Annotated in this window: 14 protein-coding genes; 8 read left to right on the top strand and 6 right to left on the bottom strand. The window is 72.8% G+C overall.

Features of this window, described 5'->3' with window-relative positions; all coding sequences use genetic code 11:
- Positions 1-205: 205 nt before the first annotated feature.
- Entirely contained in the window at positions 206-763 is a 558-nt protein-coding gene (gene idi / locus G011_RS0115870; protein WP_019609343.1) for an isopentenyl-diphosphate Delta-isomerase, read from the top strand.
- A gap of 193 nt (positions 764-956) precedes the next feature.
- Positions 957-1,667, top strand: coding sequence for an HAD family hydrolase (locus G011_RS0115865; protein ID WP_019609342.1), 711 nt, complete (start codon positions 957-959; stop codon positions 1,665-1,667).
- 191 nt (positions 1,668-1,858) lie between these two features.
- On the opposite strand, the gene G011_RS0115860 is transcribed toward G011_RS0115865, so the two are convergent.
- Complete coding sequence (locus G011_RS0115860) at positions 1,859-2,329, bottom strand: NUDIX domain-containing protein (RefSeq protein WP_019609341.1); 471 nt, start codon at positions 2,327-2,329, stop codon at positions 1,859-1,861.
- Between the two features lie 77 nt (positions 2,330-2,406).
- Positions 2,407-2,994, bottom strand: coding sequence for a GNAT family N-acetyltransferase (locus tag G011_RS0115855; RefSeq protein WP_019609340.1), 588 nt, complete (start codon positions 2,992-2,994; stop codon positions 2,407-2,409).
- Positions 2,995-3,306: 312 nt separating this feature from the next.
- Here G011_RS0115855 and G011_RS0115850 point away from each other — a divergent pair, with 312 nt between their 5' ends.
- The 3 genes from G011_RS0115850 (at position 3,307) to G011_RS0115840 (ending at position 6,534) form a co-directional block, all read left to right on the top strand.
- Positions 3,307-4,665, top strand: coding sequence for an ROK family protein (locus G011_RS0115850; RefSeq protein WP_019609339.1), 1,359 nt, complete (start codon positions 3,307-3,309; stop codon positions 4,663-4,665).
- Positions 4,666-4,951: 286 nt separating this feature from the next.
- Positions 4,952-5,482, top strand: a complete 531-nt coding sequence (locus G011_RS0115845; RefSeq protein ID WP_019609338.1) for a PadR family transcriptional regulator — start codon at positions 4,952-4,954, stop codon at positions 5,480-5,482.
- Positions 5,479-6,534: a serine hydrolase gene (locus tag G011_RS0115840; RefSeq protein WP_019609337.1), complete on the top strand. Its 1,056-nt coding sequence runs from the start codon at positions 5,479-5,481 to the stop codon at positions 6,532-6,534. Before G011_RS0115845 ends, G011_RS0115840 begins: the two co-directional genes overlap by 4 nt.
- A gap of 180 nt (positions 6,535-6,714) precedes the next feature.
- On the opposite strand, the gene G011_RS0115835 is transcribed toward G011_RS0115840, so the two are convergent.
- Positions 6,715-9,699: a glycoside hydrolase family 3 protein gene (locus tag G011_RS0115835; RefSeq protein ID WP_019609336.1), complete on the bottom strand. Its 2,985-nt coding sequence runs from the start codon at positions 9,697-9,699 to the stop codon at positions 6,715-6,717.
- Between the two features lie 199 nt (positions 9,700-9,898).
- On the opposite strand from G011_RS0115835, the gene G011_RS0115830 reads away from it, so the two are divergent.
- Genes G011_RS0115830 through G011_RS0115820 form a run of 3 tightly spaced genes read left to right on the top strand, consistent with a single transcriptional unit; the run spans position 9,899 to position 13,504 of the window.
- On the top strand, positions 9,899-11,557 hold the full coding sequence (locus G011_RS0115830) for an extracellular solute-binding protein (RefSeq protein WP_019609335.1): 1,659 nt from the start codon (positions 9,899-9,901) through the stop codon (positions 11,555-11,557).
- Positions 11,550-12,593 carry a sugar ABC transporter permease gene (locus tag G011_RS0115825; protein ID WP_026338350.1) on the top strand — a complete coding sequence of 348 codons (1,044 nt, stop codon included), beginning with the start codon at positions 11,550-11,552 and terminating at the stop codon, positions 12,591-12,593. Before G011_RS0115830 ends, G011_RS0115825 begins: the two co-directional genes overlap by 8 nt.
- A complete protein-coding gene (locus G011_RS0115820) occupies positions 12,590-13,504 on the top strand; it encodes a carbohydrate ABC transporter permease (protein ID WP_013156549.1) in 915 nt (304 codons plus the stop codon). The genes G011_RS0115825 and G011_RS0115820 overlap by 4 nt, the downstream gene beginning before the upstream one ends.
- A gap of 96 nt (positions 13,505-13,600) precedes the next feature.
- Here G011_RS0115820 and G011_RS0115815 read toward each other — a convergent pair whose 3' ends face one another.
- From G011_RS0115815 to G011_RS0115805, 3 genes are all read right to left on the bottom strand, one after another.
- Positions 13,601-13,900, bottom strand: coding sequence for a type II toxin-antitoxin system RelE/ParE family toxin (locus G011_RS0115815; protein ID WP_019609333.1), 300 nt, complete (start codon positions 13,898-13,900; stop codon positions 13,601-13,603).
- Positions 13,897-14,178 (bottom strand): type II toxin-antitoxin system Phd/YefM family antitoxin, encoded by a 282-nt coding sequence (locus G011_RS0115810; protein ID WP_231391504.1) that lies wholly within the window; start codon positions 14,176-14,178, stop codon positions 13,897-13,899. The genes G011_RS0115815 and G011_RS0115810 overlap by 4 nt, the downstream gene beginning before the upstream one ends.
- 134 nt (positions 14,179-14,312) lie before the next feature.
- Entirely contained in the window at positions 14,313-17,033 is a 2,721-nt protein-coding gene (locus G011_RS0115805) for a cellulose binding domain-containing protein (RefSeq protein ID WP_019609331.1), read from the bottom strand.
- Positions 17,034-17,100: the final 67 nt, after the last annotated feature.

Raw genomic sequence — 17,100 nt, 5'->3', positions numbered from 1 at the left:
CTCGGGGCCATCAGGAACTGTATGCGCACCCCGGGACCGCGCGGAGCACGGTCCGGTGGAGCCGGTGCGCATCGGGTGGGAGTGACGGGTGAGTATGGGAGGGGAGAACGTCGCCGCGTGGGGAGTACGGACCGTACGCGTGTGACGCAGGAACGAGGGCCGACCGGGCGGAGCGCGGCGGTCCCGGAAGCGGGGGGTAGGAGCCGTGACCCAGCACAGGGCCGCCGCGGGCGCGGAGGGCGGCGCCGAGCGCGAACTCGTGGTTCTGCTCGACGAGGAGCACCAGCGCGTGGGCGTCGCCGACAAGGCCACCGTGCACACCCGGGAGACACCGCTGCACCTGGCGTTCTCCTGCTACGTCCTGGACGCGGACGGGCGGGTGCTGATCACCCGCCGGGCCCTGGGCAAGACCACCTGGCCGGGGGTGTGGACGAACAGCTGCTGCGGCCACCCCGGCCCGGACGAGGACCTCGACGCGGCCGTGCGCCGCCGGGTCGGCCAGGAACTGGGGATGCGCGTCAGCGGGGTGCGGCCCGCGCTGCCCGACTTCCGGTACCGGGCGGTGTCGGCCGAGGGGATCGTGGAGAACGAGTTCTGCCCGGTCTTCTGGGCGCGCGCGGAGGAGGGCCCGGACCCCGACCCGTCGGAGGTGGCCGAGTACGCGTGGGCGGAGTGGGCGGACCTGGTGGCGGTGGCCGAGCGGACACCGTGGCTGCTGAGCCCGTGGGCGGTGGAGCAGATCCCCCGCCTGGACGCGCTCTGAGCCGAGCGGCGGCCCCGGGAACGGGAGTGGATCCGGGGTGCCGTTCGGCGGAGGCGGGAGGGGGCGCGCCGGGTGCCGGTCGCGGGGACGGTGGGTGTGAGGGCGGCGACCGGGTGTCCGGGAGGCGCGAAGGAGCCCGCGCCCGGGTAGGAACGGGGTGGCCGTTCCCGACCCCCTCCCTGGAGCCGCTCCCATGTCCGAACGCCCCGCCGGGCGACCGCTCCGCCCGGCCGCCCTCGTCCTTGACGTCCTCGACACCCTCTTCCCCCTCGCGCCCCTGGAGTGGCGGTTCCGGGAGGCCGGAATCCCCCGGGTGCTCATGACCCGCTGGTCGGACCACCTGCTGCGCGACTCGTTCGCCCTGGCCCTGGTGGGCGGCGACGGCGCCGACCGCTCCTTCGAGGACGTGGTCCGGGGAGCGCTGCGCGACATCACCGGCCACCAGATCGCCCCCTCCGCCGAGGACGCCATCGTCGAGGGGCTGGCCGAACTCGACCCCCGACCCGAGGCGGCCGCCGCGCTGCGCGCCGCGCGCGGGGCCGGGGTGCCCGTCGCGGTCCTGGGCGACCACGACGACGCGCTGGCCCGGAGACTGCTGGAGCGCGCCGGTCTGCCCGACCTGGTGGAGGACGTGCTGGCCGCCCGCCCCGCCGGGGAGTGGCGGCCCGCGCCGGGCGCCTACCGGGCCGCCGCGCGGTCCCTGGGAGTCGCCCCGGAGCGGCTGGCCCTGGTCACCGCGCACGGATGGGACGTCGCCGGGGCGCGGCACGCGGGGCTGGTGACCGGCTGGTCCTCCCACCTGGAGGGGCGCTTCCCCTCGGTCTTCGCCCCGCCGGACGTCTCGGACCGCGACCTGGCCCGGACGGTGGAGGGACTGCTCTCCCTGCCCGCCGGGCGGTCCTGACCGGGGTCACCGCGAAGCGGGGCGGCCCCGAGCCGCGCGGGGGCGGTCGCCCGCGCGGTCCGGAGCGGTCGCCGGAGGCTCCCGGGGCGCTCCCCGCGCCCGCCGGACCGCTGACGGCCAGCTCGGTGGCGGCACCCGGCTCGGTCCGGGTCCGGGAGGGCCGTACAGGCCGGGATCCGGGGAAGCCGGGCTCAGGTGACGTAGAACGGCCCCGGGCGGTCCTCGTGGGCGTGGTCGATCCGGTCCAGGATGCGCTGGGGCATGTCCGGCAGGGCCCCGGGCGGGAACCAGCGCACGTCCAGGCTCTCGTCGCCGCTGGCGTCGGGCGCCCCGCCCACGGGGCGGCAGCGGAAGGCCAGGTCGAGGATCTGCACGCGGTCGCCGTTGGGGTAGGTGAAGGGCTCCTGGGCGAGCACGCTGGTGAGCCGCTCCACCTCGACCTCCACCCCGGTCTCCTCGCGCACCTCGCGGACGACGGCCCGGGCGGGCTCCTCCTCCGGTTCCAGGATGCCGCCGGGCGTGGCCCAGCGGCCGTCGTCCGCGCGCCGGTGCAGGAGGACCTCGCCCTCCTCGTTGACCACCACCGCCGTCACCCCGACGAGGGGCAGGAGGCCGTGGCCGACGTGGCTGCGGAGGGCGAGGAGGAAGTCAGGAACGGGCATGGCCCGAGGGTAGCCCCGGGACGCGTTCCGCGGGTACGCACCCCGCTGCGCGACGGGCGGTGCCCACGGAACCCGCCTCAGCCCTTCTTCCGGGCGGCGCGGAGCTCGGCGTACTCCTCGGCCAGGATCGACATCAGCACGGCGTCGTGCCACTCGCCGTCCCAGCGCAGGGACTCGCGCCAGACGCCCTCCCGGACGAACCCCGACCGGGCGTAGGACCTCTGCGCGCGGGTGTTGAACGCGAACACCTCCAGGGCGACCCGGTGCAGCCCAGCCACGGTGAAGGCGTACTCCAGCACGAGGTCCGTGGCCTCGGTGCCGTAGCCCCTCCCGGTGACGGACATGCCGTTGAGCGCGATCCGGTAGCCGGCGCTGGCGTTGTCCGGGTCGAGGTCGATCAGCGCGCACTCGCCCACGGCCGCGCCGCCCTCCCTCTCGAAGACGACCCAGTCGGCCCGGTCGTGGTGGTCGGGCCGCGTCGCGGCCCAGCGCACCAGCTCCTCCCTGGTGAACTCCCGGTGGGTGCCGGTGAGGCGGCGCACCTCGGGGTCCATGCGCAGTACCGGTTCGATGAAGTGCTCACCGGTCCTGGCGTCGAGCGGTTCGAGGCGGACCCTCTCCCCGGTGAGGACGGGCTGGTCGCGGAAGACGTCGGGAGGCACCATGACCGGGATCCCACCAGAGGGGCCGGCCGGGCGCAACGGCTTTTCCGGTCCGGCCCCCGGCCGCGCCCCGACTCCGCCCTCCACCCCCGGTTCCACGGTTGCGGTCCTGCCTTCCGGTCCCGGATCCAGATCCGGATTCCCGCCCCGGCGTAGTCCCCCGATTCCACGATCACCTCCCCGGCCACAGCCGTCCCCTCCGCCGCGTCCGCCTCCGCAGCCACGCCCTGCCGGGGCAGCGCCCCCGCTCACGCCACCGGCTGCCTGTACGATCCGGGCACGGTGTGCCGTGTCGGACGGGACGAGGGGGACCAGGTGTCGGTCGGTTCGGGAACGGTGAGCTTCCAGACGGTCCGGGAGACCAACCTGGGCGTCGTGCTGCGCACGGTCCGCGAGCTGGCCCCCTGCTCGCGCGCGGCGGTGGCCGCGGCCACCGGGCTGAACAAGACCACGGTGTCCAGCCTGGTCGCCGACCTCATGGCGCGCAGGCTGGTCCGCGAGACCGGGCGCTCCTCCCGGCAGCGGGTGGGGCGTCCGGGGGTGCTGCTGGACCTGGACGACTCCTCGATCGCGGCGATCGGCCTGGAGGTCAACGTGGACTACCTGTCGGTGGTCGCCGTGGACCTGCTCCAGCGCGAACTGGTCAGCCGCCACGTCCCCTTCGACGCCCGGTCGGCCGGGGCGGAGGCGTGCGCGCGGCACATCGCGCGCACCCTGGGCGCGACGGCGGCCGACCCCGCGCTGCGCGGGCGCACCGTGGTGGGGGTGAGCGTGGCGGTCCCGGCGCTGATCGACGCCCCCTCGGGGACGGTCACGCACGCGCCCAACCTGGGCTGGCGCGACGTACCGCTGCGCGACCGGCTGTCGGAGCTGCTGCGCGAGGCCGGGGTGGAGGGCGTCCCGGTGCGGGTGGACAACGACGCGAACCTGGGCGCGGTGGCCGAGTACCGGGTGGGGTCGTTCGCGGGGACGGCCGACCTCGCGTACCTGACCGGTGAGGTCGGGATCGGCGCGGGCATCCTGACCGGGGGCGAACTGCTGCGCGGCGCCAGCGGGTTCGCGGGCGAGGTGGGCCACCTGTCGCTGTCCCCGGACGGCCCGGAGTGCGCGTGCGGGCGCCGCGGCTGCCTGGAGGCGCTGGCGGGGATCGGGGCCATCCTGCGCGGGGCCGTCCCCGACCGGTTCCCGGACCACCCGCTGTCGGGCAGCGACGTCGCCGGGCTGGTGGGGACGGCCGTGGAACGCGCCGAGGCGGGCGAGGACACCGCCGTCGGCGCGCTGGAGCGGGCGGGCACGTGGCTGGGCCGGGGCCTGGCCGTGCTGATCAACGTCACCAACCCGAGCCTGGTGGTGCTGGGCGGCTACTTCGTGCCCCTGGGCCCGTGGCTGCTGCCGAACTGCCGGGCGGAGGCGGCCGCGAGCGCGTTCGCACCGGAGGCGGGCGGCTGCCGGGTGGAGCTGTCGTCGCTGGGGCTGAGCGCGGCGGCCCGGGGCGGGGCCACCGCGATGATCCACTCGCTCGACGCGGGGCTGCTGCCCCTGCCCGAGCCCGTGACCCGGGCCCCCGGTCCCGCGTCCGGCGAGGAGTCCGCCGCGGAGCCCGCTGTGGAGCCCGCCGAACGCCCGGCGGCGGACGCGGCACGGCCGGACGGGGACACCGCGGACACCGCCTAGTGCCGTGACCGTGAGGGGCCGCCGGACCCGCCCCTCCGCCGGGGGCCTGTACTCCTAGCGCGCCTCGCCCACCCGACCTCGCCCAGAGTCAGGTCGGAACCCCTCGCGTCACACCGGTGACCTTTCCGGACAGTTACCAGGGGGCCGTACGGGGCGGCGTGCACTCCGCCCTGAGCAGGGGATTCACCTTCGTTCCGGCGTTCCGGCTCCGAAGTCCGCACCGACCTCCGGACTACATGCACTCTCCCATAGTGGACAACACATATATTGGCGCTATCCTCTACCCATGTCCCTACGGCACGCCATCCTCGGGCTCCTGTCCATCAAGCCGATGAGCGGCTACGACCTGAAGAAGGTGATCGACGAGAGCGTCGGGCACTTCTGGACGGCGGACCAGTCGCAGATCTACCGAACGCTCACCGGCCTGGTGGAGGAGGGCCTGGCCTCCCGCCGCACCGTGGTGCAGGAGGAGCGCCCCAACCTGCACCTGCACAGCGTGACCGCCCCCGGGCTGGCCGAACTGGACCGCTGGCTCACCTCCCCCCTGCGCACCCAGCCGACCCGGGACCCCTTCCTGGCACGGCTGTTCTTCGCGGACAGGATGCGCACGGAGGACATCCGGGAACTGCTGGACACCCGCAGGCGGGAGGTGGGCGGGGAGCTGGCCGCGCTGGAGGCGATCGCCGTCCCGGCGGAGGCCGCCGGGCTCGGGCAGGCGCTCCGCCTGGCCACGCTCTCCTACGGCATCACCCTGGCCAGGGCGGAGCTGGACTGGCTCGACGCCACCGAACGACTGCTGGAGGAGAACACCCCGTGAGTGAGCGGATCTCGGCCCAGCTCGACGGGATCGCGGCGCGCTACGCCGCCAAGCCGGGGGTGTCGCTGATGAGCCTCGCCGTGGAGCAGCCGTCCACCGGGTTCTCCTGGAGCCACGGCGACACCGGGCGGCCGTACTTCGTCGCCAGTATCACCAAGCTGTACACCGTCGCGATGGTCATGCAGCTGCGCGACGAGGGGACCCTGACCCTCGACACACCCGTCGCGGACCTGCTCGGCGCGGACACGATGCGCGGGCTCAACACGTACGGGGGCCGCGACCACGGTCCGGAGATCACGGTGCGCGAACTGCTGACGCAGACGTCCGGGATCCCCGACTACTTCGAGCAGAAGCGCCCCGACGGCACCACGTTCCTGGGCGACATGCTCCGCGAGGACGCCGCCTGGACCTTCGAGGACTTCCTCGGCATGGCCAGGGCCATGCCGAGCCGGTTCGCCCCCTCGACCCCGGGCAGGGCGCACTACTGCGACACCAACTACCAGCTGCTCGGACGCGTCATCGAGGTGGCCACGTCCGGCGGCTACGACCGGGCCCTGCGCGCCCGGGTCCTCGAACCGCTCGGGCTGCACGACACCTGGCTGTTCACCCCGCACACGCTGGACCGCTACGACGAGGTCGCCACGCTCCTGCACGGCCGCACCCGGCTGCGCGTGCCGAGGACGATCGCCTCGTTCCCGCCCGACGGAGCGGTGGTCTCGACCTCGGCCGACCAGCTGCGGCTCCTGCGCGCCTTCGTCGGGGGCGAACTGTTCCCCGCGCGGTACCTGGCGGAGATGACCGCGCGCTGGAACCCGGTGTTCTCACGTCTGGTCCCCATCGACTACGGGATCGGGGTCATGCGGTTCAGGCTCCCGCGCTGGATGACGCCGTTCGCACCCGCCCCGGAGATGATCGGCCACTCCGGGGCCTTCGGGAACGTGCTCTACCACGTCCCGGAACGCGACCTCCACGTCTCCGGCACCGTCAACCAGATGCTCCCCCGCAGCCTGCCGCACAACATCCTGGCCCAGCTGGTGGCCCAGTTCCGGTGAGCCCCTCCGGACCCCGCTGGCCCGGGAACGCACGGCGGCCCCCGGACCGGGGTGTCGCGACCGCCGCCGCAACCCGGGCGACCGGGGGCGGCCCGCCCGGAACTCGGGTGGGCCGCCCCCGACTCGCTGCCGGCCGCCCCGCGCCGGATCTCCCCCGGGGCGGCTCCGGCCCGCTGCCGCTCAGTCCGCCTCCGGTGCCGGAGCACCGCCGGTCAGGACCAGGTCGGCCACCGCCGTACCCGGCCGGTCGAAGACCAGGTACAGGTCACGGATCCCCCCGGCTCCCCCCGTGTCCTCGAAGGCCGCGCCGACCTCGGTGAAGTCGTAGCCGTCCTTGCCCGCCGGGACGTCGGCCACCGCGGCGGTCGGCCCGTCCTCGGGGTCGTCCAGGCGGACGCGGACCGTGCTGGCGTGTTCGGCGTTCACCGTGAGGCGGCACCCGGTGACCCCGTCGCCGAGGTCCACGTCGCGGAAGGCGGCCCACGCACCGCCCTCCCGGGAACGCACCGCGTCGCCCCGCTCGGGGGTGAGCGGGCACAGGGACGTGCCCCGGGCGTCGTCGTAGCCCGCGGCCGACCACGGCGTGCGCGCGTCGCGGGGCGGGATGGCCTCCCCCGGCACGTCCAGGGCCGCGGTGGCGCGGATGTCGGTCGCCGAACGCCCGACCAGCACCTGGCGCGGCGCGTCCTCCACCACGAAGCGGTCGCGGGTGGTGTCCCACAGCGCGAGCCGGTCCACGTCGAAGGAGACCGTGGCGAGCGCGCTGCGGCCCGGCTCCACGCGCACCCGGGCGAACCCGCGCAGCGCGCGCAGCGGGGTCCGCACCCGCGAGGCCAGCTGGCGGGTGTAGACCTGCACCACCTCGTCGGCGGGCCGCGTGCCCGTGTTGGCGACCATGACGGTGACGGTGACCCGGCCGCCGTCCACGCGGACCACCGGGGCCGCGTACTCCACCGACGTGTAGCCGAGGCCGTGCCCGAAGGGGTAGAGCGGCTCACCCTCGAAGTACAGGTAGGTGCCGCGCGCGCCGACGATGTCGTAGTCGAGCATGCCGGGCAGGTCGTCGGCGGAGCGGTACCAGGTCTGCGGAAGCCGCCCGGAGGGCTCGGCGTCGCCGAAGAGCACGTCCGCGAGCGCGTGGCCGTACTCCTGACCGCCGTGCGCCGACCACAGGACGGCCGGGACGTGCTCGTCGGCCCAGGTGATCCCGAACGGGCAGCCGCTGCTGAGCACCAGGACCGTGGCGGGGTTGGCCGCGCGCACGGCGCGCAGCATCCGCTCCTGGGCGGCGGGCAGGTCCAGGTCGGTCCGGTCCTCGGTCTCGCGCCCGTTGACCATGGGGTGGTCGCCCAGGACGACGACCGCGACGTCGGCGGAGGAGGCCACCCGCGCGGCCTCCTCGGCTCCCGTGCCGAGCCCGTCCACGATGAAGAACAGCTCCTCCTCCCCTTCGTCCGCCAGGCGCAGGACACGATCGTGACCCGCCGTGACGGGGCGGCCGCTTCGCACGTGGGTAAGGGTGTGCACGAACTTGTACTCCTCCAGGCGGAAGGTCTGGGTGACCTCCCAGGTACCGGGTCCCGGCGCGGTGAAGGCCAGGACGCCGTCGGGTCCCGCGTCGAGGTACCTCCCCGTCCGCGCCGAGCGCAGCACGCAGGCGCCGCCGCCCCAGTCCAGGAGGTCGAAGTCCGCGCCCTCGACCTCCTCATCCAGGGTCGGCGCGTGCCCGTCCGCGCCTCGGTGCCCGCCGCAGACGCCGTGGGGCTCCAACCGGGCGGGGCTCCCGTCACCGGGGTCCGTGACGATCATGTGGCCGAACATGCCCAGCCGGATCCGGTCCACGCCCTCGCAGAACACCGTCTCCACCCGCTCGGCGATCCCGGCGCGCGCGGTGACGGCGTAGGGCAGCGTCCCGCTGTACCAGTCCTCCAGCACGGTGTCGCCGAGCTGGCCGACGACGGCGACCCGGCGCACGTCGCGCAGCGGGAGCGTGCCCTCGTTGCGGAGCAGGACGATCGAGCGGGTGGCCGCCTCCCGGGCCAGCGCCCGGTGCTCGGGGGTGTCGAAGGCCCCGGCGTCCCCGCCGGTCCCGTGCCCGGCCTCCCCCGCGTCACCGATCCCGGTGTCCCCCGTGCCCCCGTCCCACACCTCACCGTTCGGGCCGTCCCCGGCCAGCAGGTCTCCGCCCACCCCGGCGACCCCGCCCATGACGGGGTCGAACTCGCCCAGCCGGATCCGGACCGAGAGCACGTTGCGCGCGGCGCGGTCGATGTCGGCCGCGGTGAGCAGCCCCCGGCGCAGCGCCTCGCGCACGTGCCCGAGGGTGGGCTCGGTGCGGTCGTCGTCCTGGGTGAAGCTGTCGAGCCCGGCCCGGATCGCGTGCGCGTAGGCCGTGGGCAGGTCGGGGTGGAAGTGCTGCGCCTCCACGAGGTTGGCGGGCGCGTAGGCGTCGCTGACCACCAGCAGGCGGTCGGGCGCGGCCGGGCGCAGCACGTCGCCGATCAGCGGGCTCAGGTGCGCGGGCCGCCCGTTGACCAGGTTGTAGGAGGGCATGACGGCCACGGCCGCCCCCTCGGCCAGGGCGGGCAGGAAGGCCTGGAGCTCGTACTCGCGCAGGACCCTCGGCGGCAGGTCGCTGGAGGTCTCGCAGCGGCCCTCCTCGTTGTTGTAGGCGAGGAAGTGCTTGAGGGTGGGCGCGAGGCGCAGCGTGTCGCCGTCACCGGCCAGTCCCCGGGCGTAGGCGGCGGCCAGGAGCCCGGTCAGCCACGCGTCCTCGGAGTAGCCCTCCTCGTTGCGGCCCCAGCGGGGGTCGCGCAGCGGGTTGACCACGGGCGCCCAGACGTTGGGCGACGCACCCGCGCCCCTGCGGGCGAGCACCTCGTCGCCGACGGCCCGGCCGACGAGGCGGAGCAGGCCGGGGTCCCAGGTGCTGGCCAGGCCGACGGCCTGCGGGTAGACGGTGGCCGGTCCGAGCCAGGCCAGTCCGTGCAGCGCCTCGGTCCCGGTCCGGAAGGGGCCGACGCCCAGGCGCTCGACGGGCGCCTGGTGCTGGTGGAGCAGGCCGATCCGCTCCTCCGGGGTGAGGCGGGCGAGCAGGTCGTCCACGCGCCGTTCGGGCGGCAGGGCGGGGTCCCGGTACGGCGGCAGGTGCGGCTGGAGGGTCATGGGGGGTGTTCGCCTCTCGTGCGCGAGGGTATTGTCCTTCGAAATCGAACCGCTTCGACTTCGATACCTGAAGACCTTGTGTGCCACATCACAGTGGAGTAATTTGTTTGTCTAAACGGCCAACTAATTCATAGCAAAATGGCCCTTCGTTTCCTACCCCCCTGGGCTCCCCGGCCTGCTCAACCGAAGGAACGACGCTATGCGCACCACCCCCCTGCGCCTGCCCCCCAGCCGACGCCGCTTCCTCGGCCTGGTGGGCGCCTCCACCGCCGCGGCGCTCACCGCCGGAACGCTCACCGGCTGCGGCTCGGAGACGTCCAGCGGCGGAGGGTCCGCCTCCTCCGCCAGCTCGCTGGACGACCTGATCCCCACGCACATCCCGTTCCAGGGGGTCACCCCCGACATCCCGGGACAGCACGGCGCCCCGGACGGGTTCACCGCCTACCCGCGGGAGTTCGTCCAGGCCGTGTCCGAGGCCCCCGGCAGGGGCGGAAGCTACACCGCGATGACCCCGCTGTGGGGGCCGATCCCGCCCGGCCTGGGCGACAACTCCTTCTTCGAGTACGTCAACGGGCGTCTGGGCGCCACGGTGGAGTTCAACTTCCAGGACGGCAACTCGGTCATCGACAAGATGAACGCGGTGATCGCCGGGCGCGACGTCGCCGACATCACGATGATCCCCGACTGGGTCATCAACCTGATCCCGCAGTTCAACCGGGCCGTCGGCGAGCTGTTCGAGGACCTGACGCCGCACCTGGCCGGCGACGCGGCGCAGGCCTACCCCCTGCTGGCCAACCTGGACAGCGACGCCTGGCGCTGGAACGTCTTCAACCAGCAGCTGCACGGGGTGCCCTGGCCCGCCGAGCCCTTCGGCAACTGGGTCCTGTACCGGCGCGACCTCCTGGAGGAGTACGGCCTGGAGGCCCCGACCAGCCCCGACGACCTGTTCGCGATCGGCGAGGAGGTCAACGACCCGGACAACAACCGCTGGGCCTTCGGCGACTTCAACCTCACCATGCGCCAGGTCTTCGGTGCGCCCAAGCAGTGGCGCTACGCGGGCGGCGAGCTCATCCACATGTTCGAGACCGAGGAGTGGAGGGCCAGCATCGAGTACATGCGCAGGGTGTTCGACGCGGGGCTCGTCCACCCCGACATCGTCGCCCTGGGGGACAACTCCAAGGAGCTGCTCAACTCCGGGCAGATCCTCTTCAACCAGGACGGCATCGGCGCCTGGCACGAGGCGTACATGCAGATGCTCGGCGACAACCCCGACTTCCGCCTGGACCTGATGCCGGCCTTCGGCAACGGCGGCGCCGACCCGGTGATGCACCGCAGCGACCCCTCCGCCCAGTCCGTGTTCGTGCGCAAGGGCATGGAGCCGGAGCAGGTCGAGGAGATCCTCGGCATCATCAACTACTGCGCCGCTCCGTTCGGCACGCGGGAGTACATGGACTACCGCTACGGCGAGGCGGGCGCGCACCACGAGCTCAACGACGACGGGGCCCCGCAGCTCACCGACACCGGCAACGGCGAGGTCAACGACGGCTACTACTTCATCAGCGGACGCCCCCAGGCGATCACCGAGAGCCAGTACCCGGACTTCGTGCCGTGGAAGTGCGACTGGTACAACCACGCCGCCCAGTTCACCGAGGACGACCCGTTCGCGGGCATCCGCATCCAGCGCCCCGAGCGCTTCTCGGGGGCCGAGACCCCGATGACCGACAGGGTCAACGACATCATCCGGGGCCGCGAGGACCTCAGCGCCCTGGACCAGGCCGTCGCGGACTGGCGCCGCGACGGCGGCGACGAGGGCCGCGAGTTCTACATGCGGGTCCTCCAGGAGCACGGCCGTGACTGAGCGGACCATGACCAAGGGCGAACCGCCCTCCCCGGCCGACGCGTCCCGCGGGCGCGGGGGCCGGGGGCGGCGGTCCCCGGCCGTCCCGGACCGCCGGGGCGGGTCCGCGCCCCCGAGGCGCAGGCGGGTCCCGTTCGGTGCGAGGCTGCGCCGCGACTGGCAGCTGCTGATGATGACGGTCCCGGCGATCGGCCTGCTGGCGGTGTTCCACTACACGCCGACCCTCGGCAACATCATCGCCTTCCAGGACTACAACCCCTGGGACGGGGTGTGGGGCAGCCCGTGGGTGGGGCTGGCGCACTTCGAGCGGCTGTTCACCGACCCCCGCTTCTGGTCCGCGGCGGGCAACACGCTGGTCATCGCCGCCGTCCAGCTGGTGTTCTTCTTCCCCATCCCGATCGCGCTGGCCATCCTGCTGGACAGCGTGCTCAGCCCCAGGCTGCGGATGGTGCTCCAGAGCATCGTGTACATGCCGCACTTCTTCTCGTGGGTCCTGGTCGTCACCCTGTTCCAGCAGATCCTGGGCGGCGCCGGACTGTTCTCGCAGCTCCTGCGGCAGAACGGGTACGCGCCGCTGGAGGTCATGTCCGACCCCGACGCGTTCCTGTTCGTGGTCACCTCCCAGATGGTCTGGAAGGACGCCGGGTGGGGCACGATCATCTTCCTGGCGGCGCTGGCGGCCGTGAACCAGAACCTCTACGAGTCCGCGGCCGTGGACGGCGCCGGACGCTGGCGGCGGATGTGGCACATCACCCTGCCGGGCCTGCGCCCGGTGATCATCCTGCTGCTCATCCTCAAGATCGGCGACATCCTCAACGTCGGCTTCGAGCAGTTCTACCTCCAGCGCGACGCGTTCGGATCGGGCGTGTCGGAGGTGCTGGACACCTTCATCTACCACCAGACCCTGGTGACGGGGAACTTCAGCGCGGGAGCGGTCGCGGGCCTGGTCAAGGGCGTGGTCGGACTGGTCCTCATCGTTCTGGCCAACAAGCTGGCCCACAAGATGGGTGAGAACGGAATCTACCGACGAGCATGAGCACACTGTTCAAGGACCGCCCCGTGTGGGCGGAGCGCCCCGGTCTTCCCGCGCGCGCCGCGAAGAACACCACCCTGGCCGTGATCGCGGTCGTCATCCTCTTCCCGCTCTACGTCGTGATCCTGACCAGCCTGTCCCCCGCCTCTGCGGTGAACAGCGCGGGCGGCCTGGTGCTGGTCCCGCAGGGGATCTCCTTCCAGGCCTACGCCGACCTGTTCAGCGGCGGCGTGGTGACCCGGGCCGTGCTGGTCAGCCTGGGCGTCACCGCCGTGGGGACGCTGGTCAGCCTGGTGGCGACCGTCCTGGCCGCCTACGGGCTGTCCCAGCCCGGGTCGCTGTGGCACCGGCCGCTGCTGTTCGCGGTGCTGCTGACCTTCCTGTTCGCGCCCGGGATGATCCCGCTGTACCTGCTGGTGAGCAACGTCGGCCTGATCGACAGCTACTGGTCGCTGATCCTGCCGACGGCGGTGAACGCGTTCAACCTGGTGGTGATGCGGGCGTTCTTCATGAACCTGCCCCAGGAGATCGGCGACAGCGCCCGGGTGGACGGGGCGAGCGAGTGGACCATCATGACCCGACTGGTCCTGCCCATGTCCAAGGGGGTCACCGCGGTCGTCGGCCTGTTCTACGCGGTGGGCTACTGGAACGCCTTCTTCAACGCCATCCTCTACATCAACGACAACGCCAAGTGGCCGCTCCAGCTGGTGCTGCGCCAGTACGTGCAGCAGGGCCAGCAGCTCAGTTCGAGTTCGGTGATCGGCGACGCGATGCAGGGAGGGACCGCCTCGGCGCCCAACCTGGCCATCCAGATGGCCATCGTGGTGGTGGCCCTGGTGCCGGTCACGTTCGTCTACCCGCTGGTCCAGAAGCACTTCACCAAGGGCGTCATCATCGGCGCCGTGAAGGGGTAGCGCCGCCTCGGGCCCGCCCGCGCCCCCGGGGTTCTCCCTCCTCCTGGAACCCCGGGGGCGCGGGCGTGCCCGGGCTCCGGGTGTGCCCGTGGCCAGTCAGAAACCCTGTCCGTAGACGTCCCTGCGGTTGCCGACAGCGATCACCCAGACCCACACGATCGGTTGACCCTCATCGTCCTTGTCCAAGGTGTAGACGACCCGGTAGTCGCAGACGCGTAGCCGCCAGCGGCCCTGATGACCTGCGAGCGGCTTGACGTCAAAGCCGCTGGTGTCGCCGACGTCGAGTGCCTGCTGGAGTTCGGACAGACGGCGCAGAATCCTGACCGCTTCCTTGCGGGGGATCCTACGCATCCTGCGCTGGGCCGCAGTACTGAAACGAGTGATGTGACGGTTCACCCCTCCCCCTGGGCGAGTTCGCGGGCCATCTCCTCCAGAGAGACGGATCCCTCTCGCCCTTCCTCCTCGGCCTCATCCGCGAGACGGTTGAGCCACATGTCCTCCGCGGTCTGCTCCACCTCAAGCAGGCGGTGGTACTCATCAGCGTCAAGGAGAACTGCGGTCGTCCTGCCTCGCTGCGTGATGAAGGTCGGCGTGCGATCGTGGCGCGCCCGGTCAATGGTGTCGGCGAGGTGTCGTCTCACTTCGGACATGGTGACGGTCACAGGCTCGTTCATGCAACCAATGTACTGGATGTACATCCAATGATGAAGAGGGGCGACTCGGTTTCCCGCTCAGGAAACATGGCAAGCCCAAGGGCCGGGAACCGCCCCCGCGGCTCCCGGCCCCGCCGTGTCGGTGTGTCAGAGCGTCAGCCGCAGGCCTCCCCGTCGAGGGTGAGCCCGGTCGGCTGCGCGGGCTCGCCGTCCACGGTCCCGTTGAAGCCGACCGTCACCGAGCTCCCCGGGGCGATCCGGGCGTTCCACCCGGCGTCGGTGACCCGAACGGAGGCGCCGTCCTGGGTGTGCGCGCCGTTCCAGAGGCTCGTGACCTCCTCACCGGCCGTGAACTCCCAACCGACCTCCCAGCCCTCCAGGGCCTCGTCGCCGTTGTTGGTGACCGTCACCCCGGCCTGGAACCCGCCGCTCCAGGTGTTGATCAACGAGTACTCGACATCGCAGTCCCCGGGCTCGGGGTCCGGGGACGGCTCCGGGGTGGGTTCGGGGTCCGGCGTGGGCTCCGGCGTGGGCTCGGGGTCGCCGCCCCCGCCCGCCAGGTCGCCGTAGACGATCCCCCGGCCGTTGGTGCCGACGTAGACCCGGCCGTAGACGTTGGGGTCGCCGGTGATGGTCGCCCCCGTCCAGGCCCACTGGTGCTGGTCGTCGTTGATCCGCACCCAGCTCTCGCCCGCGTCGTCGGAGCGGAAGATCCCGCGCACGCCGTCGATCCTGGAGCTGGTGTACACCGCCGGGTAGTCCGAGCCCGGCGCGGGCGCGCCGAAGCCGACCGCGTCGCCCTCGTCCACGGCCTCGACCTGCTCGAAGGAGGCCCCGGCGTCCGTGCTCCGCCACATGCCGTAGTGGTCCCCGGTGCCTCCGGCGACCCACACGTCACCGGTGTGGCCGGGCACCGCGCCGAAGCGGATGTTCCCCTCGGCGGGGAGCCCGTCGAAACCCGCCGTGAAGGTGGCCCCGCCGTCGGTGCTGGTGTAGAAGGTGCCGCCGGAGACGGCGTAGAACACGTCCGGGTCCACCCGGTCGGCCTCCACCCTCGCGCCCGCCGGGACACCGGTGGAGGCGGTCCACGACGAGCCCAGGGTGGTGGAGACGTGGACGCCGGTGCCGTCGGGGCTCCACACGAGGGACGAGCCGTCCGCGTTCACCGCGACCGTGCCGCCGCCGGTCACACCGCCGGGCTCCTGCCCGGCCCACCAGCTCTCGCCGCCGTCGGTGGACAGGCCGATGGCGGCCTCGGCGTCGCTGCCGCCGACCCGCGCGATGGTCGCGGGCTGGAGTTCGGCGAAGTCCAGGCTGCTCCCGTGGCCCCAGTAGGGCTGCTGGTACATCTGGTCGGGGACGGTCTCCAGGTCCTGGTGGGTGAAGCCGCCGATGTCGAGCAGGGCCGAGTGCAGCGGCGCTCCCTCGGGCGGGCTGATCAGGTCGTTGACGGCCGTCTCCTCGATGCCGTGCGCCCTGACCCCGATGTCGAAGGTGGTGCCCGCGTCCCAGTTGGTGAGGTTGTCGCTGCCGTAGACCGTGGCGCCCGTGCCGTACATGAAGCGGTCGGAGTCGAACGGGTCGATCGCCATCGCCTGCGTCATCCAGCCGAGTTTGGGCTGGGTCTCCGGGGGCGTCCCGGTGCCGCCGAAGTCCAGCCAGGGCGCTCCGGAGATGTCCATCTCGTAGCGCGTGGTGCGCTCGGGGTAGGCGCCCCAGTCCCACGCCTGGGTCCAGGTCTGGCCGCGGTCGGTGCTGCGGTAGATCTGGATGTCGGGCCACCAGGAGATCTGGGTGGCGACCATCAGCGTGTCCGGGTCCTGCCGGTCGATGGTCAGGCCGCCGTAGCCGAAGTAGTTGTCCTCGGAGCCGGAGGGGACGGGGCTGATGTCGGTCCACTCCCCCGTCGCCAGGTCCATGCGCCACACGTCGCCGGAGTCGCCGTCGTAGGGGCCGGGGGTGCTGGTGGTGGCCATGTAGAGCTGGCCGCCCTCGTGGTCCACGACCGAGTGCGCGGGCAGGTGCCCCGTGGGCGCGCCGGGGACGGGCTCCCAGGTCTGTCCGCCGTCCTGACTGCGGTAGACCGGGTCGTCCAGGTCGGCGACGCCGACGTAGACGTCCTGGGTGACCGAGCCCTCGGACCCGGTCCTGGGGTCGAAGTCCACCCAGGTCACGCCGGTGATGTCGGACATCATACCGGTCTCGTCGCCCGGGTCCTGGACGTAGTCGCCGGGGTTGGGGAAGGCCTCGACCTCGGCCCAGGTGGCGCCGTGGTCGGTGCTGCGCCACAGGCCGTTGCCGCCGCTCGCGCCGAAGTAGACGACGCTGTTGTCGTTGGGGTCCACGGCCAGGCGCTCGCCGAGGCCGCGGCCGGGCATGTTGCCGCCGAGCTTGAAGGGCAGCTCGGCGACGTCCCAGGTCTCGCCGCGGTCGTCGGAGCTGAGGATGGCCCCGTTGTTGGGGTCCCAGCCGTTGGTGTAGGTGCCCACGGCCGCGTACACGCGGTCGGGGTCGACGGGGTCGGTGGCGATGCTGACGACGCCCGTGTAGCCCCACTCGTCCCAGCCGACCCAGTCGAGCAGGGGGATCCAGCGTTCGGTGTCGGGGTTCCAGCGGTAGGCGCCGCCGATGTCGGTGCGTGCGTAGGCCAGACCCGGTTCGGTCTCGCTGAAGACGATGCCGGGGACGAAGCCGCCCCCGACGATCTCGACGTTGTCCCACTCGTAGGCGTCCTGTGCCGCGGTCGGCTCGGCGGGGGCGGCCCCGGCCGCGGTGGTGGCGACGACGGTGGAGGCGGCCAGTGCGGTGGCCGCCGCGACGGCGAGCGCCGGTAAGCCCCGCCCGCGTCTGGGGGGCCGGTGCTGTTCGGGAGGCATGTGCGGGCTCCTTGGGGGAATCTGGGGGGTACGCCCGTCCCGGGAAATCCGGTCCCGGGGCGGACAC

Source organism: Nocardiopsis sp. CNS-639, from assembly GCF_000381685.1.
GTDB lineage: Bacteria > Actinomycetota > Actinomycetes > Streptosporangiales > Streptosporangiaceae > Nocardiopsis > Nocardiopsis dassonvillei.
Note: the sequence above shows the minus strand (reverse complement) of the source record. Positions and strands in the feature narration are given on the sequence as shown.

Coding starts and splice junctions, on each gene's coding strand:
- G011_RS0115865 (WP_019609342.1), top strand. CDS start 957: ATGTCCGAACGCCCCGCCGGGCGACCGCTCCGCCCGGCCGCCCTCGTC.
- G011_RS0115860 (WP_019609341.1), bottom strand. CDS start 2,329: ATGCCCGTTCCTGACTTCCTCCTCGCCCTCCGCAGCCACGTCGGCCAC.
- G011_RS0115855 (WP_019609340.1), bottom strand. CDS start 2,994: ATGGTGCCTCCCGACGTCTTCCGCGACCAGCCCGTCCTCACCGGGGAG.
- G011_RS0115845 (WP_019609338.1), top strand. CDS start 4,952: ATGTCCCTACGGCACGCCATCCTCGGGCTCCTGTCCATCAAGCCGATG.
- G011_RS0115835 (WP_019609336.1), bottom strand. CDS start 9,699: ATGACCCTCCAGCCGCACCTGCCGCCGTACCGGGACCCCGCCCTGCCG.
- G011_RS0115830 (WP_019609335.1), top strand. CDS start 9,899: ATGCGCACCACCCCCCTGCGCCTGCCCCCCAGCCGACGCCGCTTCCTC.
- G011_RS0115820 (WP_013156549.1), top strand. CDS start 12,590: ATGAGCACACTGTTCAAGGACCGCCCCGTGTGGGCGGAGCGCCCCGGT.
- G011_RS0115810 (WP_231391504.1), bottom strand. CDS start 14,178: ATGAACGAGCCTGTGACCGTCACCATGTCCGAAGTGAGACGACACCTC.
- G011_RS0115805 (WP_019609331.1), bottom strand. CDS start 17,033: ATGCCTCCCGAACAGCACCGGCCCCCCAGACGCGGGCGGGGCTTACCG.